At 34.2% G+C, this 17722-nt stretch carries 20 protein-coding genes; 18 read left to right on the forward strand and 2 right to left on the reverse strand.

What is annotated here, in order from left to right; all coding sequences use genetic code 11:
* Positions 1–162 precede the first annotated feature (162 nt).
* The 11 genes from BBS29_RS01000 to BBS29_RS01050 are packed head-to-tail and all read left to right on the forward strand — an operon-like array spanning position 163 to position 8371.
* The gene (locus BBS29_RS01000; protein WP_068128219.1) at positions 163–693 is read left to right on the forward strand and encodes a YqeG family HAD IIIA-type phosphatase; all 531 of its coding nucleotides are present in this window, start codon (positions 163–165) and stop codon (positions 691–693) included.
* Positions 694–1797: a ribosome biogenesis GTPase YqeH gene (gene yqeH, locus BBS29_RS01005; protein ID WP_068128222.1), complete on the forward strand. Its 1104-nt coding sequence runs from the start codon at positions 694–696 to the stop codon at positions 1795–1797.
* Position 1798: 1 nt separating this feature from the next.
* Complete coding sequence (gene aroE / locus BBS29_RS01010; protein WP_068128224.1) at positions 1799–2596, forward strand: shikimate dehydrogenase; 798 nt, start codon at positions 1799–1801, stop codon at positions 2594–2596.
* Positions 2593–2886, forward strand: a complete 294-nt coding sequence (gene yhbY, locus BBS29_RS01015; RefSeq protein ID WP_068128226.1) for a ribosome assembly RNA-binding protein YhbY — start codon at positions 2593–2595, stop codon at positions 2884–2886. Before aroE ends, yhbY begins: the two co-directional genes overlap by 4 nt.
* Positions 2883–3446, forward strand: coding sequence for a nicotinate (nicotinamide) nucleotide adenylyltransferase (gene nadD, locus BBS29_RS01020; RefSeq protein ID WP_068128228.1), 564 nt, complete (start codon positions 2883–2885; stop codon positions 3444–3446). The genes yhbY and nadD overlap by 4 nt, the downstream gene beginning before the upstream one ends.
* On the forward strand, positions 3439–3996 hold the full coding sequence (yqeK, locus tag BBS29_RS01025; protein ID WP_068128230.1) for a bis(5'-nucleosyl)-tetraphosphatase (symmetrical) YqeK: 558 nt from the start codon (positions 3439–3441) through the stop codon (positions 3994–3996). The genes nadD and yqeK overlap by 8 nt, the downstream gene beginning before the upstream one ends.
* A gap of 14 nt (positions 3997–4010) precedes the next feature.
* Complete coding sequence (gene rsfS / locus BBS29_RS01030) at positions 4011–4346, forward strand: ribosome silencing factor (RefSeq protein WP_102167356.1); 336 nt, start codon at positions 4011–4013, stop codon at positions 4344–4346.
* A gap of 31 nt (positions 4347–4377) precedes the next feature.
* Positions 4378–5049: a class I SAM-dependent DNA methyltransferase gene (locus tag BBS29_RS01035; RefSeq protein WP_218836829.1), complete on the forward strand. Its 672-nt coding sequence runs from the start codon at positions 4378–4380 to the stop codon at positions 5047–5049.
* A gap of 49 nt (positions 5050–5098) precedes the next feature.
* Entirely contained in the window at positions 5099–5689 is a 591-nt protein-coding gene (locus BBS29_RS01040) for a helix-hairpin-helix domain-containing protein (RefSeq protein WP_179853815.1), read from the forward strand.
* Between the two features lie 10 nt (positions 5690–5699).
* Positions 5700–6164: a ComE operon protein 2 gene (locus BBS29_RS01045; protein ID WP_068128236.1), complete on the forward strand. Its 465-nt coding sequence runs from the start codon at positions 5700–5702 to the stop codon at positions 6162–6164.
* 44 nt (positions 6165–6208) lie between these two features.
* On the forward strand, positions 6209–8371 hold the full coding sequence (locus tag BBS29_RS01050) for a DNA internalization-related competence protein ComEC/Rec2 (protein WP_179853816.1): 2163 nt from the start codon (positions 6209–6211) through the stop codon (positions 8369–8371).
* Positions 8372–8394: 23 nt separating this feature from the next.
* On the opposite strand, the gene BBS29_RS08120 is transcribed toward BBS29_RS01050, so the two are convergent.
* Complete coding sequence (locus BBS29_RS08120) at positions 8395–8535, reverse strand: YqzM family protein (RefSeq protein WP_083286812.1); 141 nt, start codon at positions 8533–8535, stop codon at positions 8395–8397.
* A gap of 84 nt (positions 8536–8619) precedes the next feature.
* Between BBS29_RS08120 and holA the strand changes: the two genes are divergently transcribed.
* Positions 8620–9582: a DNA polymerase III subunit delta gene (holA, locus tag BBS29_RS01055; RefSeq protein ID WP_068128239.1), complete on the forward strand. Its 963-nt coding sequence runs from the start codon at positions 8620–8622 to the stop codon at positions 9580–9582.
* A gap of 34 nt (positions 9583–9616) precedes the next feature.
* On the opposite strand, the gene rpsT is transcribed toward holA, so the two are convergent.
* Positions 9617–9859 carry a 30S ribosomal protein S20 gene (rpsT, locus tag BBS29_RS01060; protein WP_068128241.1) on the reverse strand — a complete coding sequence of 81 codons (243 nt, stop codon included), beginning with the start codon at positions 9857–9859 and terminating at the stop codon, positions 9617–9619.
* A gap of 161 nt (positions 9860–10020) precedes the next feature.
* Here rpsT and lepA point away from each other — a divergent pair, with 161 nt between their 5' ends.
* The 6 genes from lepA to dnaJ all read left to right on the forward strand — a co-directional run bounded on the left by lepA (position 10021) and on the right by dnaJ (position 17721).
* On the forward strand, positions 10021–11844 hold the full coding sequence (gene lepA / locus BBS29_RS01065) for a translation elongation factor 4 (protein ID WP_068128486.1): 1824 nt from the start codon (positions 10021–10023) through the stop codon (positions 11842–11844).
* Positions 11845–11904: 60 nt separating this feature from the next.
* A complete protein-coding gene (hemW, locus tag BBS29_RS01070; RefSeq protein ID WP_068128243.1) occupies positions 11905–13023 on the forward strand; it encodes a radical SAM family heme chaperone HemW in 1119 nt (372 codons plus the stop codon).
* 82 nt (positions 13024–13105) lie between these two features.
* Positions 13106–14074 carry a heat-inducible transcriptional repressor HrcA gene (gene hrcA, locus BBS29_RS01075; protein ID WP_068128245.1) on the forward strand — a complete coding sequence of 323 codons (969 nt, stop codon included), beginning with the start codon at positions 13106–13108 and terminating at the stop codon, positions 14072–14074.
* Between the two features lie 3 nt (positions 14075–14077).
* Positions 14078–14638 (forward strand): nucleotide exchange factor GrpE, encoded by a 561-nt coding sequence (gene grpE, locus BBS29_RS01080; RefSeq protein ID WP_068128246.1) that lies wholly within the window; start codon positions 14078–14080, stop codon positions 14636–14638.
* A gap of 44 nt (positions 14639–14682) precedes the next feature.
* Positions 14683–16503 carry a molecular chaperone DnaK gene (gene dnaK, locus BBS29_RS01085; RefSeq protein ID WP_068128248.1) on the forward strand — a complete coding sequence of 607 codons (1821 nt, stop codon included), beginning with the start codon at positions 14683–14685 and terminating at the stop codon, positions 16501–16503.
* Positions 16504–16587: 84 nt separating this feature from the next.
* The gene (gene dnaJ / locus BBS29_RS01090) at positions 16588–17721 is read left to right on the forward strand and encodes a molecular chaperone DnaJ (RefSeq protein WP_068128251.1); all 1134 of its coding nucleotides are present in this window, start codon (positions 16588–16590) and stop codon (positions 17719–17721) included.
* The last annotated feature ends 1 nt before the right edge of the window (position 17722 follow it).

Genomic DNA, 17722 nt, shown 5'->3' on the forward strand with positions numbered 1-17722 from the left:
GTAATGCTATTTCTTATGGTTTTTGCCTTAATTGTAACTACAATTGTTGGTTTCTTTATTTATAAAGAAACTGAAGTTGAACACACACAAGGAATTGAAGAGTAATTGAGACGGCGCCTTTTTTGGGCGCTTTTTATTTTTAAAAATTAAGAGGTTAATGATATGAAAACTGTGTTAAAAGATTATTTTTTGCCAAGTGATTACGTCAATCGTTTTACTGACATTACATCTGATTATTTAAAATCACATGACAAAACTGCAGTGATGATTGACTTAGACAATACACTCGTCGCTTTTGATGATCCAGATATTAACGATGAAGTCATCGAATGGATAGAAACGTTACAAGAAGACGGTATTCAAGTTCTTATTCTATCTAACGGAAGAAAAAATAGGGTCGAACGCTTTTGTAAAGACTCAGATTTGAAGTACATTCATACAGCGAGAAAACCAGCAATGCGAGGCTTCCATAAAGGAATTACAGAGCTCGGTGTGAAGAAGAAAGCAGTTGTAATGATTGGAGACCAAGTGATGACAGACGTACTCGGTGCCAATAGAACTGGAATCGATAGTATTTTAGTGTTACCTGTAAAAGAGAAAGACGCTTTTGTTACGAAGTTTAACCGCCGTATGGAACGACGTATTATGAAATGGATAGCTGATGAGGACTTACTAAATTGGAGGAACTATTAAATGACTGAATATAAATGTATCGGCTGCGGCGCAGTACTACAGTCTGAAGATGAAAATGAAAGCGGGTTTGTACCAAAAAGTCGTATTCACGAAGAAGACGTCATTTGTAGACGTTGCTTTCGTTTAAAAAATTATAATGAGACACCTGACGTCAACATTGAATCTGGTGAATTTATGACGATGTTAAACTCGATTTATGAAAAAGACGGAGTTATCGTTAAAGTGATCGACGTGTTTGACTTTGAAGGTAGTATTATTCCATCGTTTAACCGTATCGTTGGAAATAAGAAAATTATCGTTGCGGTAAATAAAATTGATCTTCTTCCTAAATCTACTAATGTGAGTCGTTTATTGAATCGCCTTAAAAAGATGCTTGCAGATGAAGGAATTATTGCCAATGAAACAGTCGTTGTTTCAGGTGCAAAAGGTTTTGGATTAGATGATTTGATCGAACAAATCAATCAATATAGCGTAGGTAAAGATGTATATGTAGTTGGTACGACAAACGTTGGTAAATCTACGTTAATTAATAAATTAATAGAAGCAACAACAGGTGAAAAAGAAGTGATTACGACGTCTAATATCCCTGGAACGACACTTGGTATGATCGATATACCTCTTGGAAGTAATCAGTTTATGTATGATACTCCTGGAGTTATTGCAAAAAGCGCGATGAGTACGGTGTTATATCTAGACGACGTAAAACATATTATGCCTAAAAAAGAAATTAAGCCACTCACATATCAATTAGACGAAGGACAAACTTTATTTGTTTCAAACTTGGCACAAATTGATTTTGTAACAGGTAATCGCTCTAGTTTTACAATATATCGTAGTGATAAGCTTGTCGTTCATCGTACGAAACTAGATAATGCGAAAGAATTTTATCGTAAGCATTACAATGGATTACTTGCACCACCAGAATTAGAGTCTCCTATTTTACTTGATAATAGTGAGACATATACATTTAAAACAGACGTTCGTAGTGATATTTTAATTAGTGGATTATGTTTTATAACAGTGGATAAAGATATCACAGTAAACGTTACAGTACCTAAAGGTGTAAAAGTGATTGCACGCCATACGGTATTTAAGGATAAGTAAAATGAACTATGCAGTCATTGGTTATCCAATACATCATACGTATTCACCACTGATTCATAATACTAATTTTAAAAAGAACGATGATCCATTAAACTACGGTAAATTAGAAATTACACCTGAGCAACTAAAAAATATTGATGCAATTATGAAAAAAGAAAATCTTTTAGGCATAAACGTGACGGTACCTCATAAAGAAGAAATTATCCAATATCTAGATGAGATAGATGGTCATGCGAAGGAAATTTACGCAGTAAATACAGTTAAACGAATAGATCATAAATTATACGGGTATAATACAGATGTATCTGGATATAAACAAACGATTATTGACAACGATATTAAACACGATAACGTTTTAATACTAGGTGCGGGTGGTGCGTCAAAAGCAGTGTGTCTTGCACACCTTGAGCTCGGTTCTAAAGTGACAATTGTTACGCGCCGTAAAGAAAGTTTTCAAAGTTTTAGAACTCATGATTTTACAGCGTTAACAATTGATGAGTTTGAAGGTGGGGCGTTTGATATTGTTATAAATGCAACACCACTCGGTTTAAAGAGTGAAGATGCTTTTCAAACGTTTAAACTAAATCAACTGACCAATATAGAAAGTACAGTAGGTTATGATTTAATCTATAATCCTGCAGTCACTCCTTTTATGTCATATTTTAAAACGTCATTTAATGGGCTTGATATGCTCGTAAATCAAGCGATGATGTCATATGAAATATGGACAGGAAAAGTAGGAGATAGAGAAGAAGTAAAGTCAGTATTGCGAACGTATTTAAAGGAGAATAATGGATGACATTAACTGGTAAACAAAAAAGATATTTAAGAAAACTTGCACATGATTTAAAACCGGTCTTTCAAGTCGGTAAATTAGGTGTAACTGATGAATTCAACGATCAAATTTCCGATTACTTTAATAGTCATGAACTATTAAAAATTTCTATACTTCAAAACTGTCCGTACGACAAAAAAGAGATCGCTGAGAAATTAGCGTCTGGTACAGACAGTCATTTAGTTCAAATTATCGGAAGTATTATCGTTTTGTATAAAGAAAACAAAGAAGAGAAGACGATTCAATTACCATGAGAAAAATCGGAGTGTTTGGTGGGACACTAGACCCGATTCATATCGGGCATACTCATTTAATCGTTGAAGCAAAACGTCATTTTGATTTAGATGAAGTAATCATCGTCCCAGCATTTCAATCACCACATAAAGCGGACCGTCCGATTCATGAATCGGACCGCTTAAAAATGATTGAACGTGCGACTAAAGATTTAGACTTTATTTCTATTGACATGTTCGAACTTGAACATAAAGGTAAAAGCTATACGTATGATACGATGTGTTATTTAAAAGAAAAGTTCCCGAATGATACACTCTATTTTATTATGGGAGAAGATCAGTTTCACGTATTTGATAGATGGTATAAGCACGAGGAACTACTTGAAATTGCGCAGTTTATTGTATTAAAACGTACGATGGAAGAGACAAATATTACTGCACCATTTCTAACAGCAACAGTACCTATAATTGAAGTGAGTTCTAGCGAAATACGTAAACGTATCGGAAATGACGATTATTATAGTCATCTCGTTCATAAGGACGTATATGATTATATTAAGGAGCACGAGCTATATGAATGAGCTTGAAGCAAAACAACTCGTACAAGAAAAGTTGCCTGAAAAGCGATTCGCACATTCCTTGCGTGTTGCTGAAACGGCCGTTTTAATGGCACGATTGTTTAAAGCAGATGAAAAGAAATGTCATATTGCTGGTCTTTTACATGATTACTGTAAGTATGACGACTTAAATGATATGCATGAAATCGTTAAAGAGAATAGTTTAGATGACGAACTACAACTATACACGAGTGCGATTTTACATGGACCTATCGCAGCATTTTTAATGGAAAAAGAGTTTAATATTCACGATGAAGAAATTCTTCTCGCTATTAAAAATCATACGTCTGGTCGTGCAGACATGAATTTAGTTGAAAAAATTATTTTTGTCGCAGATTATATTGAACCCGCTCGAACAACACCTGGTGTTGAAGACATTAGAGATATCGTATATAACGATCACGATTTAGAACGTGCGGTATTTGAAATTACGAGAAGAAATATCTGTTATTTAGCAGAACAAGGTGTAAAAATATATAGTGAAACGTTTAAGTGTTATAACTATTATAATTAAAAAGGATGGATACTTTGGAAAGTAAAACATTATTAGATTTAGCAATTGATGCAGTCGATGGTAAACGTGCGGAAGATATTCGAGTATTTGATGTTAGAGAATCGAGTACAATTGCGGATTACGTATTCATTTGTCACGGATCATCAGACCGTCAAGTAAAAGCAATTGCAGGTGCTTTAGAAGCACTTGCAGAAGATAACGACCTCCAAGTTTCGGTTGAAGGATCGCGAGAAGGTAAATGGATTCTAGTCGATTTAGGAGATGTTATCGCACATATCTTTACAAAAGTAGAGCGTGAGTACTATAATTTAGAGCGTCTATATTATGATGGTGAAGCGGTTGAGCTCTAAGTATGAGGCGTTTAGCTATTTATACGAAGCTATGAATTATGACATCCCATACAGTTTATGGATTGATATTATAGAACCATTTAACAAAAACACGTCAATTCTAGATGTTGGATGTGGTACAGGTGAAATTTTAAAACAGTTAACTGCATCTAAAAAGATAGGGATCGATAATTCTGAAACGATGATTGAAATCGCCACGAGAAATGATGGCTCTAGTCAATATTTTGTTAATGATATGAAAAATTTTAAGCTAAATGAATCATTTGATTTGGTAATCGCGACAGTCGACGTCTTAAATTATGTCGAAGACTTAGATTCATTTAAACGCGTTCTTCTAAATGTATACGAACATTTAAATGACGACGGAGTCTTTATTTTTGATATTCATAGTGAGAGTAAAGTAAATGCGATGATTGAAGGCGAAATGTTTACGGATGAAAGTGATGATTTCGTCTATATTTGGAATACAGTAAAAGATGATGATTTGTCTCTTCATCATGAGCTAACGTTTTTTATTAAAAATGAAGATGATTTATATGAAAGATATTTTGAATCTCATTATCAACGAACATTTACTCATGATACTGTGTTAAATGTATTACAGGCACTGAATTTTAAATTAGTAAAATCGTTTAGTGATTTCGATTCTAATGGAACTATTCGAGACTATTCAGAACGCACTTTTTACATCGTAAAAAAATAAAAAAAGATAATTCAGCTTTTGACAGCATATGTATATAAAGAGGTGTCTTATGACTGAATTATTTTTTAAATATAAAACGATTATTTCTACTGCTGCACTAGGTATTATAGCAGTCGTCATGTTTATTTTATTTTTTAAAACGACAGATGATTTTGAATATACAACACCTGTAGAAGTAGATAATAGTGTACATGCACAAGTCGAAGAAGAAGTAGATACTATGAGTCTAAACTCAATATTTGTTGAAATAAAAGGTGCTGTTAAGCATCCAAATGTATATGAAATGCCAAAGGACGCGAGAGTTAAAGACATTATATTACTCGGTGAACCACTTGACTCTGCAGACTTAAACCAAATTAATCAATCAGAAAAGTTAAGAGATGAAATGAGCATTTATGTACCAGCAAAAGGTGAAATAATCGAAACAGAGCGTGAAACTTCAAGTAGCCATATCGTCAACATAAATAAAGCGAGTAAAGACGAACTGATGACGTTAAATGGAATCGGTGCAAAGAAAGCTGAAACGATTATTAATTATCGTGAAGAGAATGGTTTGTTTGAAAAGAAAGAAGATTTAATGAACATACCTGGTATTGGTCAAAAAACGTTTGAAAACTTAGAAAATGATATAGAAATTTAGGGGTGAAACTGTGGAGCGTATCAATTGGCACGAATATTTTATGGCTCAGGCGATGTTACTCGCACTACGTTCAACGTGTGAACGCTTAAGCGTAGGGGCTACAATTGTTAAAGATAACCGTATTATTGCTGGTGGGTATAACGGTTCAGTAAGTGGAGAAGATCACTGTATAGACGTCGGTTGTTATTTAGAAGATGGTCACTGCATTCGTACGATTCACGCAGAAGTTAACGCGTTACTTCAATGTTCTAAAAACGGAGTATCGACAGAGAATGCGTCGATATACGTAACACACTTCCCATGTATACATTGTACAAAAGCATTAATTCAAGCAGGTATTAAAAACATTTATTATAGAGAGTCGTATAAAAACCACCCGTATGCAATTGAATTACTCGATAAGACAGGTGTTAAATATACACAGATCGATTTAGATGTCGATAAAATATATGAATACTTAAAAGTGAAATTATGATTTTATTTTTAATTTTTTTAGCCTTAGTCAGTGGAGCGTTAATCGTGAAAATTCCACTGCTAGGGTTATTTTTTATGGTCATTATTACATATATCGTCTTTATACAGAGATTTAGTTATATCGTATATACGTTAATTTTAATTTCTGTAATTATTTCTAGTACATATTTCTATTCTAATAGAGATACCTTTAAAGAGGAGACTATTGATTACTTCACAATATCAGACTACAAATATAATAACGATACGATTTCTTATATTGGTGAATATGAAAATTATCGTTTTTATGTTTATATGGAGAATGAAGCACTTCTTCCTATCGGTACAATGTGTAATGGCGATTTTGAAGTCGTGAAACCAAATATTGAAAGAAATTTTATTAAACGTAATCAAGCGTTATCGATGAAAATTTCTAACGTAGTTGGAAGTATTTATGTGAAAGACGATCGTTCAAACTGTTCAGAAACGAAGAAAACAGTAAAGATGAAAATCAATAATTTAAAATATAAGTATACCGAAAAAGTTTTAAAGATTAGTAATTATCCGTACACCGGGGATATATTAATGCTGTCAATCGGTAATAAGATGATGCTCGATTCACAATTCTTTTCAGCACTTCAAAAGCTCGGTATTTACCATTTATACGTAATATCAGGGACACACGTTGCGTATATTACGATGGTACTGATATTTTTATTTACACGATTTAGACTACCGATTGAATATGTTAAAGCACTAGTAGTTATATGTTTACTCATATTTTTAATGGTTAATATATTTTCTCCAAGTGTACTTCGAGCTGTACTTATGGCAGTGTTACTTATTATTACGAGCTATTTTAATAAAAAGCCGTATTTAGCGATTATCAGTTTAACTGCAATTATTCAATTTGTAATTCATCCATATATAATATTTCATGCAGGTTTTCAGTTGTCATATGTTACGACGTTCACAATTATTCTTAGCCGTCATTTCTTTAATGATAGACCACCATTCATACAAATGATAATTGTTACTGTAATATGTGAAATGTGTACGATTGTTTTAATACTATTTCACTTTAACGAAGTGTCGATCAGTGGAATTGTAATGAACTTAATATTCGGTCCAATATTCGGTTTTGTCATTTTCCCTTCTGTTTTTATTTTTAACATGAGTCTATTTACGTATCTTCCGGAATGTTTTGATTATCTTCTACACTTAATCTTTTCAACGAATACATCACTCATACTTTATTTAGGGAATGTAATTGAACACCGTTTGCCGATAAAAAATATATCGTCGATATTTATCGTCATATTAACGATTATTAGCTATTTTCATATAAGAACTGTACTGACAAAAAGTTTCAAAGAAATAATTCGAATGACGTTAATATTTATTGTATTTTTATTGTTATCGTCGTTTAACTTTAAAGACGGTATAAAATTTGTCATGGTGGATGTCGGACAAGGGGATGCGTTTTTAATCATCGATGAAAAGTACAATCAAACAATTCTCGTAGATACTGGTGGCAAATTTTATAGAAATGATTATGAAATTCGACTTGCAGAAAAAACGATTTTACCGTATTTAAAAGAAAATGGTATAAGAAAAATAGACTTACTCGTCATTAGTCATATGGACAACGACCATATGGGTGAAGCGACTTATATTAGTAGTAAACTGCCGATTAAGAACGTATATATAAACCCGCGAGATGAAAAGCTTACTGAAGGATATTTAAAACAATTTAGTGAATCAAATATCCTTTACTCTACAGAAGTAAGTGAGTTAAAGTTTAAGCGTATAACTTTAAAAAATGTCAATACAATCATTCATACAAATAATTCAAATGACCAGTCGATTGTGCTAGATGTAAATCTATTTGACTATCATATACTAATGCTCGGAGATTTAAGTGTAGAGTATGAAGAAGAAATATTAAAAAATGTGAACAAAATAGATATCGTAAAAATTGGCCACCACGGTTCGAATACGAGTACCGGCGTGGATCTTGTAGAAAGAGAATTTAATTTAGCACTTATATCGAGTGGGGTAAATAATTCATATGGGCATCCGCATAAAGAGGTAACGGATTTACTCACCAAGTACAATAAGGAAATTGTAAGTACTAAAGAATCCGGGATGGTCGAGATTACTTTTAAAAAGAATGGTTATTGTACAAAACATAAATTACGAAAGATAGAGAACCGTTGTTATAAATAAAAAAAGAGCTAATAAAATTAGCTCTAGTTAAAACTCGCGACGATTTGGAAAATTTGTGCAATCACATAGACTGCAGTGAATCCTAAAAGTCCGACTAAAAATGCAAGTCCTGAATCGATTACGTCGTTATTTTTAGATTGTACATTTTTTTCAAATTTATTCATGACATAACCCCCTATTACTTATTTATAGTATAGAATAGAGTTAGAGAAAAATCTATAGTGAATTCAATTAAGAATGGTGATTACATGGAAAAACTCTATTTAGTATACGGAAAGAATAGAGTGCGTATAGACGAAACAGTCAATAAGTTAACGAAAGACTATTTAGCAACAGTCGATGACTTTAATCGAATCGTCTTTGATTATATCGAAACAGAGATTGAACATATTATCGAAGAGAGTATTACGCTACCGTTTTTATCGGATCGAAAAGTCGTGATTGTAAAAGATGCATTTTTATTTACAGCCGAAAAGAAGAGAACGTCTATCGATCACAACATCGATAAAATGATTCAATATATCGAGGACAAAGAAGACGATACGTTACTCATTTTCGTGACATCTGCTGAAAAATTAGACAACCGAAAAAAGATTACGAAACTCATAAAAAAACAAGGGAAAATCATTGAGTGTGAAGAAATGAATGAACGTGAACTCGTTCAACATATTAACGACGCTGTTAAAAGTGAAGGTTTGACAATTCGAAACGATGCAGTAAATGAATTACTAAATCGTACAGGTGCGAATTATACGATTGTTAAAAATGAGTTAGAAAAGTTGATGTTGTTTGCCCACGATATAATTACAGTTGAAGACGTGAATATTATAGTTAGTAAAAGTTTAGAAGCAAACGTGTTTTCTTTAACAGACTTTATTCTTAAAAATCAAAAGCGTGAAGCGGTCGATGTATTTAGAGATTTAATATTACAAAAAGAAGAGCCGATTAAATTACTCGGGCTAATCTCGTCACAGTTTAGGTTATATTATCAAACGAAGATTTTAATGAACGAGGGAATGCGTCAAGATGAAATTAGTAGTCGTTTAAAAGTGCATCCGTATCGTGTGAAATTAGCGATGTCTCAAGTCAATCAGTATCCGTTAGAAGTATTACTTCAAAAAATGGTGTTAATTAGAGATATGGATTATGAGTTAAAATCAACGTATTTAGATAGCGAAGCTTTATTTGAAGTATTCATAAGCAAAATATAAAAAAAGAAAACTTCCTAAAATTAGGAAGTTTTCTTTACTTAGCAAGTTTAGATTTTAAACGACTTGCTTTATTTTTGTGTAATAAGTTTTTGTTAGAAGCTTTATCAACTAAGCTGATTGCTTTGTTTACTAATTCTTCAACATTTTCAGCGTTGTTCTCTTTCGCAGTTTCTGCAGCTTTGATTGCAGTACGCATTGCGTTCTTTTGAGCAATGTTACGTTCAGTAGCTGCTTGTGTAGTTTTAACACGTTTAATTGCTGATTTAATGTTAGCCATGTTTGCACCTCCAGAGTTAAAAGTTGTACAACTTTGATTGCAACAAAAATATTCTATCAGATTTACAAGTGTAATGCAATGTACACTTTCAAAATGAATTGATGAAACTATATGAAATTGATATAATTAATTCAATTGTTAGTAAAGGTGTTGGATATATTATGGACGACAAAAAGCGTTTAGAAAGACAAAAGAAAATTAGAAACTTTTCTATTATAGCTCATATCGATCACGGGAAATCTTCATTAGCCGATCGATTACTTGAGCATACAGAATCAGTAGCTGCACGTGATATGTCCGACAGACTACTCGATGCAATGGAGCTTGAACAAGAGCGTGGTATTACGATTAAGTTAAACGCTGTTCAGTTAAAATATACAAGACCAAATGGAGAAGAGTATATTTTCCACCTAATCGATACACCAGGGCACGTCGACTTCTCTTATGAAGTATCACGTTCTCTCGCGGCATGTGAAGGTGCAATTTTAGTCGTCGATGCTGCTCAAGGTATCGAAGCACAGACACTCGCGAACGTTTATCTTGCATTAGATAACGAGTTAGAATTAGTACCTGTAATTAATAAAATAGACTTACCTGCTGCAGATCCAGAACGTGTTGCACAGGAAGTTGAAGATGTCATTGGTCTAGATAAAGACGATGCGGTACGCGCATCTGCAAAAGCGGATATTGGTATCGATGATATATTAGAAAGTATCGTAGACACTGTACCACCACCTGAAGGTGATCCAAGTGCACCTTTAAAAGCGTTAATTTTTGACTCTGAATACGATCAATATCGTGGTGCGATTTCGTCGATTCGTGTGTTTGACGGTACGGTTAAAGTTGGAGATAAAATTCGTATGATGCAAACAGGTACCGAATTTGAAGTAACTGAAGTCGGCATACATACGCCAGCTCCAATGGCAGTTGACGAACTAACTGTTGGAGACGTTGGATTTTTAGCAGCACAAGTAAAATCAGTATCTGACGCACGTGTTGGTGATACGATTACACATGCAAACAACCCAACAGATACTCCGCTACCTGGATATAAACGTATGAACCCGATGGTGTACTGTGGACTATATCCAATTGATTCTGGAGACTATGTAGATTTACGTGAAGCTCTTGAAAGATTACAGTTAAATGACTCTGCATTAGAGTTTGAACCAGAATCTTCTCAAGCATTAGGATTTGGTTATCGTACTGGTTTTTTAGGAATGCTTCATATGGAGATTATCCAAGAACGACTAGAGCGTGAATTTGGTATTGACTTAATTGCGACAGCACCTTCAGTGATTTATAAAGTGCATACAACAGACGGTGAAGTACATAACGTAGATAACCCGTCACAAATGCCAAAACAAGATTTAATTGATTATATCGAAGAACCTTATGTAAAGGCAGAGATTATGGTACCAAACGATTATGTTGGTGCAGTGATGGAACTTTGTCAGAAGAATCGTGGTAATTTTATAACGATGGATTATTTAGATGATATTCGCGTGAATGTTAAATATGAAATACCATTAGCAGAAATCGTATTTGATTTCTTCGATACGTTAAAGTCTCATACGAAAGGATATGCAAGTTTAGACTACGAAATCATCGGATATAAAGAATCGAAATTAGTTAAAATGGATATTTTACTAAATAACGAAGTCGTCGATGCATTAAGTATTATCGTTCATAGAGACTTTGCATATCAAAGAGGCCGTGCACTCGTAGAGAAACTAAAAGAGTTAATTCCACGTCAGCAATTTGAAGTGCCTGTTCAAGCAGCGCTTGGAAACAAAATTATTTCACGTACAAATATACGATCGATTGGTAAAAACGTACTTGCTAAATGTTACGGTGGGGACGTATCACGTAAACGTAAACTACTAGAAAAGCAAAAAGAAGGTAAAAAGAAGATGAAAGCTGTTGGTTCAGTTGAAATTCCACAAGAAGCTTTCTTAGCAGTATTACGTATGGATGAAGACTAATTGATTATTTTAAAAGAGAAATCATGTTTCATGATTTCTCATTTTTTTAAGGAGGCAATTATGGATAGCCTATATATTCACATTCCGTTTTGTAATCGAATTTGTGCATATTGCGACTTTAATAAGTTTTTAATCGACAATCAGCCAGTCGACACGTATGTAGATATGTTAATTAAAGAATTAAAGTACTTAAAAGAACGTAGTTTAAAAACGATATACGTCGGTGGCGGAACACCAACCGCTTTAAATCTGAACCAGCTTGAACGATTACTTTCATTTATTAATGATAATTTTAATGTCAGTCATGAGTATACGTTCGAAGCAAATCCAGATGAGTTAACGACTGAAAAAATCAGTCTATTAAAAGAATACGGTGTAAATCGCGTGTCTCTCGGTGTACAAACATTTGATAACGAGCTATTAAAAATTCTTGGACGTACGCATAATTTTGATGATATTTATCGCTCTATTAATCATATGGAAAAAATTGGTTTAGATAATTACTCGATTGATCTTATGTATAACCTTCCTGGGGAAACGTCTCAACATATTGAAGACTCATTGAATAATATAAAAGTGTTACAACCAAAACATATTTCTTGGTATTCATTGATTATTGAAAAACATACGATTTTTTATAACAAAATTAAACAAGGGAAATTACACATAGCAAATTCTGAAGTAGAAGGAAAAAGATATGAGCGTGTAATGGAAGGTTTAAAAGAAATAGGTTATCACCAATATGAGATATCAAATTTTTCATCATATCCAAAGTATGAATCGATGCATAATAAGACATACTGGAAAAACAATGAATATTACGGTGCAGGTGCTGGGAGCCATGGATATGTAAATGGAGAAAGATATTTTAATGTAAAACCAGTACCGCACTATATTAATCGTATGAAAGAAGATACGAATGCGATTAAGGAAATTCATAAATTAACTAATAAAGAGATGTACGAAGAAGAAATGTTTTTAAACTTAAGATTAAACAAAGGACTAAAAATCAAACAGTTTAAAGATAAATATGGAGTTTCTCTTTTTGATATATATGGAGATGTTATTGAAAAGCATATTAATCAAAATAATTTACAAATAAACGTAGAATATTTATCGTTGACAGAGCAAGGGAAAATGGTTGGAAACGACGTGTTTATTGATTTTTTAATCGATTGAGGGTTAAGTCTTGACATTCTTTGACCTATTGATTATTATAGAATTAGCACTAAGAGATGATGAGTGCTAATGAGGTGAAAGGATGCTTACAAAACGTCAAGAGATCATTCTTCATTTTATTGTAGATGATTTTTTAAATGTGAGCGTACCGATTAGTTCAAAGCGATTGTTAGAGAAATATCCATTAGATGTTTCTAGCGCGACAATTCGTAACGAAATGGCAGAGTTAGAAAATCTTGGATATCTTTCTAAAGCACATACTTCATCGGGACGAATTCCATCGAGAAAAGGTCTTAGAAAGTACATCGAAGATATTCAACGAGATATCGAAAATATGCCAGCAAAAATCGACTTAAACTTTGATTTTAATGAGTCGAATTTAAATCGTTTAGGACAAGGTATTGCGCATACACTTAGCAACAAAACACAACATTTAACTTACGTTACATTAACAGATGAAAAAGAAGTAGTTAAAGGTGTTTACCTCACATCGATTTCAGACGCGCTTGTGCTTTTAGTCATCGTGTTAAATAGTGAAGCGGTAAAGCAAGTGACGATTCGAAAGTCACGAGATATAAAACAGCACGATTTAGATGTGTTAACGAGAGACTTAAATGTATTACTTATTGATGCTTCTATTAAAGAAGCAATTAATATTGTTAAAACGCATCTCGTTAAAAACAATCCGTTGTTACAGCAGTTTTTATTAAAATTATCCGAAAAAATCGAGAACCTAGGCGATGAGAAAACAGTATCGTTTTACTCAGGACTCGGATTTTTACTGAGAGACTTTGAAACTGATGTAGAAACGCTCACTCAACTTTACAATGACATTGAGCATGCAAAACTTCCACAATTACGATCACATAGTCGTGAAGTTGAAGTACGTTTTGGTGAAGAAATCGATGAAAACTATGAACTTTTATCAATCGTATCAACAAACGTCACTTATAACGATGTGACGGCTAACTTGATGGTGATTGGCCCAGAAATTATGGGGTATCAAAAAATAATCACATTATTACATGCATTTAATCAAAAGGAGAGTTAGTGCGTGGAAAAGAAGAATGAAAACATACAAGAAGAAGAACTAAAAGAAACTGAAGAACTTACAGAAGAAAAGAACGAAGATTTGGAAGAAATCGAAGAAGTTGAAGAAGTAGAAGAAAATCCAGTAGAACAGTTAGAGCAACAACTGGATGAATCTGAAAACAAATATTTAAAACTTTATGCAGAATTTGAAAATTTTAAAAGACGTTCTAGAGAAGAAACAGAAAGAAATAACAAATATAAAAATCAAAGTTTAGCAACTGATTTATTATCCGTTCTTGATAATTTAGAACGTGCGCTTCAAGAAACAGGAGATTCTGAATCGTTTGAATCACTGCATAAGGGTGTTGAAATGGTCTATAACGACTTTTTAAATAAACTTGAAGCAAATGGAATTACTCAAATCAAAGCATTAGACGAACCGTTTGATCCGAATTTCCATCAAGCAATTATGACGGAAGCAAAAGACGGTGTTGAATCTGGTGTAGTGATTGAAGAATTCCAAAAAGGGTATTTACTAAAAGACCGTGTCATTCGAGCGAGCATGGTCAAAGTAAGCGAATAATATTAACAGATATAATATAGATATTTTATGGAGGAATTTTAATTATGGCTAAAATTATTGGTATTGACTTAGGTACTACAAACTCAGTAGTTTCAGTATTAGAAGGTGGAGAAGCGAAAGTTATCGCTAACCGTGAAGGTAACAGAACGACACCATCAGTTGTATCGTTTAAAGATGGAGAAAGACAAGTTGGTGAAGTTGCAAAACGTCAAGCGATTACTAACCCTGACACAGTGATGAGTGTTAAACGTCATATGGGTTCAGACTATAAAGTAGAAGTTGCAGGTAAATCATATACACCAGAAGAAATCTCTGCGATGATTTTACAAGATTTAAAAGAAACAGCAGAAAGCTATTTAGGTGAAAAAGTGACACATGCAGTTATTACAGTTCCAGCATACTTCAATGACTCACAACGTCAAGCGACTAAAAACGCAGGTACAATCGCTGGTCTTGAAGTAGAGCGTATCATTAACGAACCAACAGCTGCAGCGTTAGCATATGGTTTAGACAAAGAAGAAGAGGAAGAAAAAGTACTCGTATTTGACCTAGGTGGAGGTACGTTCGACGTTTCTATTTTAGAACTTGGTGACGGTGTGTTCGACGTACTAGCTACGAGTGGGGATAACAAACTAGGTGGAGATGACTTTGACGAAAAAATCATCGACTACTTAGTAGACATCTTCAAAAAAGACAACGGCATTGATTTATCACAAGATAAAATGGCGATGCAACGCTTAAAAGATGCAGCTGAAAAAGCGAAAAAAGACTTATCAGGTGTTTCATCAGCACAAATTTCTCTACCATTCATTAGTGCAGGAGAAGCAGGTCCATTACACTTAGAAACGACATTAACGCGTTCTAAATTTGATGAGTTAACACACGACTTAGTTGAAAGAACAATGATTCCTGTACGTAACGCAATTAAAGATGCTGGCTTAAGTTTCTCAGATCTTGACGAAGTTATTTTAGTCGGTGGTTCAACGAGAATTCCAGCAGTACAAGAAGCAATCAAAAAAGAAACAGGTAAAGAAATCAACCGCTCTGTTAACCCAGACGAAGTTGTTGCAATGGGTGCAGCAATCCAAGGTGGAGTATTATCTGGAGATGTAAAAGACGTAGTATTACTCGACGTTACACCATTATCACTTGGTATTGAAACAATGGGTGGCGTAAACACAATTTTAATTGAAAGAAATACGACAATCCCAACTAGTAAATCACAAGTGTTCTCTACAGCAGCAGATAACCAACCAGCAGTAGATATCCACGTTCTACAAGGTGAGCGTGAGATGGCTGCAGACAACAAAACGCTTGGACGTTTCCAATTAACAGACATTCCAGCAGCACCACGTGGAGTACCACAAATCGAAGTTACGTTTGATATCGACAAAAACGGTATCGTAAACGTGTCTGCAAAAGACTTAGGAACTGGTAAAGAGCAAAGCATTAAAATTGAAGCATCTTCAAATCTTTCAGACGAAGATATCGAACGCATGATCAAAGAAGCAGAAGAAAATGCAGAATCAGATAAAAAACGTCGTGAAGAAGCAGATCTTAAAAACGAAGCAGACCAACTCGTATTCCAAAGTGGTAAAACTTTAGAAGAGTTTGGCGACAAAGTTACTGAAGATGAAAAAACGAGCGTAAACGAAGCGAAAGATGCATTACAAAAAGCACTTGAAGAGAATAACTTAGATGAAATTAAATCTAAGAAAGAAGCACTTGAACAAGCACTTCAAGCAGTTTCTATGAGAATCTACCAAGAAATGCAACAAGAACAAGGTGACGCTAGTCAACCAGCTCAAGATGATGACGTTGTAGATGCGGACTTTAAAGAAGTTAACGAAGACGACAACAAGTAATATAGATAGACTCTTAAAGTCAAAGCCAATGCATTTGGCTTTGACTTTTTTAAATGGTAATATTTGTATGTTGGAGGAGAAAAATTGGCTACTAAAAAAGATTATTATGACGTATTAGGCGTAAACAAAGACGCAACAAAAGAAGAAATTAAGCGCGCATATCGTAAACTGTCTAAGAAATATCACCCAGATATTAACAAAGAAGAAGGCGCAGACGAAAAATTTAAAGAAGTAACAGAAGCATACGACGTACTATATGACGATGAAAAACGTCGTCAGTATGATCAGTTTGGACATAGTGCATTTGATGGTACTGGAGGATTCGGCGGTGGATTTAATGACTTCGGTGGAAGTGGATTTGGAGGATTTGAAGATATATTCTCAAGTTTCTTCGGTGGAAGCCGTCGTCAAGACCCAAATGCACCACGCCAAGGTGACGATTTACAATATACGATGACGATCGACTTTAGAGAGGCGGTCTTCGGAGGTAAAAAGACTGTCACAATTACAAAAGAAGTTGAATGTGATCATTGTGATGGAAGCGGAGCAAAAGCTGGAACGTCTAAAAAGACATGTTCAACGTGTTCAGGAACAGGTAACGTCAATGTAGAACAAAATACACCATTCGGTAAAATTAGAACACAACGTACATGTCCAACATGTGGAGGAACAGGTCAAGAAATCGAACATCCATGTGATAAATGTCACGGTAAAGGAACTGTACAAAAAGATGTTGAAATCGAAGTGACGATTCCTGAAGGTATTGATAACGGACAACAAGTACGTCTTCAAGGATATGGAGAACCTGGATATAACGGTGGACCAGCAGGTGACCTTTATATCGCGTTTAGAGTAAAACCAGACAAAGAGTTCGTACGTGATGGTGACGATATTCACTATGAGTTATCAATTACGTTCTCACAAGCAGCGCTCGGTGACCAAGTAAAAGTACCGACATTGCACGGACCTGTTGAAATCGACGTGAAAGCAGGCACTCAGTCTGGACGTAAATTACGTCTTAGAGAAAAAGGTGTTAAAAACGTCAATGGATTCGGTTATGGTGACCAAATCGTTACAATAAGAGTAGAGACACCGACGAAACTTTCAGAAGAAGAAAAAGAATTATTTAGAAGACTGGCCGAACTAAACGGTAATCAAGTAAAAGGATCGCAAGAATCATTTACAGATAAAGCACGTCGATTCTTTAAAGGGGACTAAT

This window comes from Nosocomiicoccus ampullae (genome assembly GCF_001696685.1).
GTDB classification, from domain to species: Bacteria; Bacillota; Bacilli; order Staphylococcales; family Salinicoccaceae; genus Nosocomiicoccus; species Nosocomiicoccus ampullae_A.

Bases quoted from the DNA above. Each gene is read 5' to 3' on its own strand.
- BBS29_RS01035 (WP_218836829.1), top strand. From the start codon at position 4,378: ATGAATTATGACATCCCATACAGTTTATGGATTGATATTATAGAACCA.
- yhbY (WP_068128226.1), top strand. From the start codon at position 2,593: ATGACATTAACTGGTAAACAAAAAAGATATTTAAGAAAACTTGCACAT.
- BBS29_RS01000 (WP_068128219.1), top strand. From the start codon at position 163: ATGAAAACTGTGTTAAAAGATTATTTTTTGCCAAGTGATTACGTCAAT.
- hrcA (WP_068128245.1), top strand. From the start codon at position 13,106: ATGCTTACAAAACGTCAAGAGATCATTCTTCATTTTATTGTAGATGAT.
- holA (WP_068128239.1), top strand. From the start codon at position 8,620: ATGGAAAAACTCTATTTAGTATACGGAAAGAATAGAGTGCGTATAGAC.
- yqeK (WP_068128230.1), top strand. From the start codon at position 3,439: ATGAATGAGCTTGAAGCAAAACAACTCGTACAAGAAAAGTTGCCTGAA.
- hemW (WP_068128243.1), top strand. From the start codon at position 11,905: ATGGATAGCCTATATATTCACATTCCGTTTTGTAATCGAATTTGTGCA.
- rpsT (WP_068128241.1), bottom strand. From the start codon at position 9,859: ATGGCTAACATTAAATCAGCAATTAAACGTGTTAAAACTACACAAGCA.
- aroE (WP_068128224.1), top strand. From the start codon at position 1,799: ATGAACTATGCAGTCATTGGTTATCCAATACATCATACGTATTCACCA.
- lepA (WP_068128486.1), top strand. From the start codon at position 10,021: ATGGACGACAAAAAGCGTTTAGAAAGACAAAAGAAAATTAGAAACTTT.
- BBS29_RS01040 (WP_179853815.1), top strand. From the start codon at position 5,099: ATGACTGAATTATTTTTTAAATATAAAACGATTATTTCTACTGCTGCA.
- nadD (WP_068128228.1), top strand. From the start codon at position 2,883: ATGAGAAAAATCGGAGTGTTTGGTGGGACACTAGACCCGATTCATATC.
- BBS29_RS08120 (WP_083286812.1), bottom strand. From the start codon at position 8,535: ATGAATAAATTTGAAAAAAATGTACAATCTAAAAATAACGACGTAATC.
- yqeH (WP_068128222.1), top strand. From the start codon at position 694: ATGACTGAATATAAATGTATCGGCTGCGGCGCAGTACTACAGTCTGAA.
- dnaK (WP_068128248.1), top strand. From the start codon at position 14,683: ATGGCTAAAATTATTGGTATTGACTTAGGTACTACAAACTCAGTAGTT.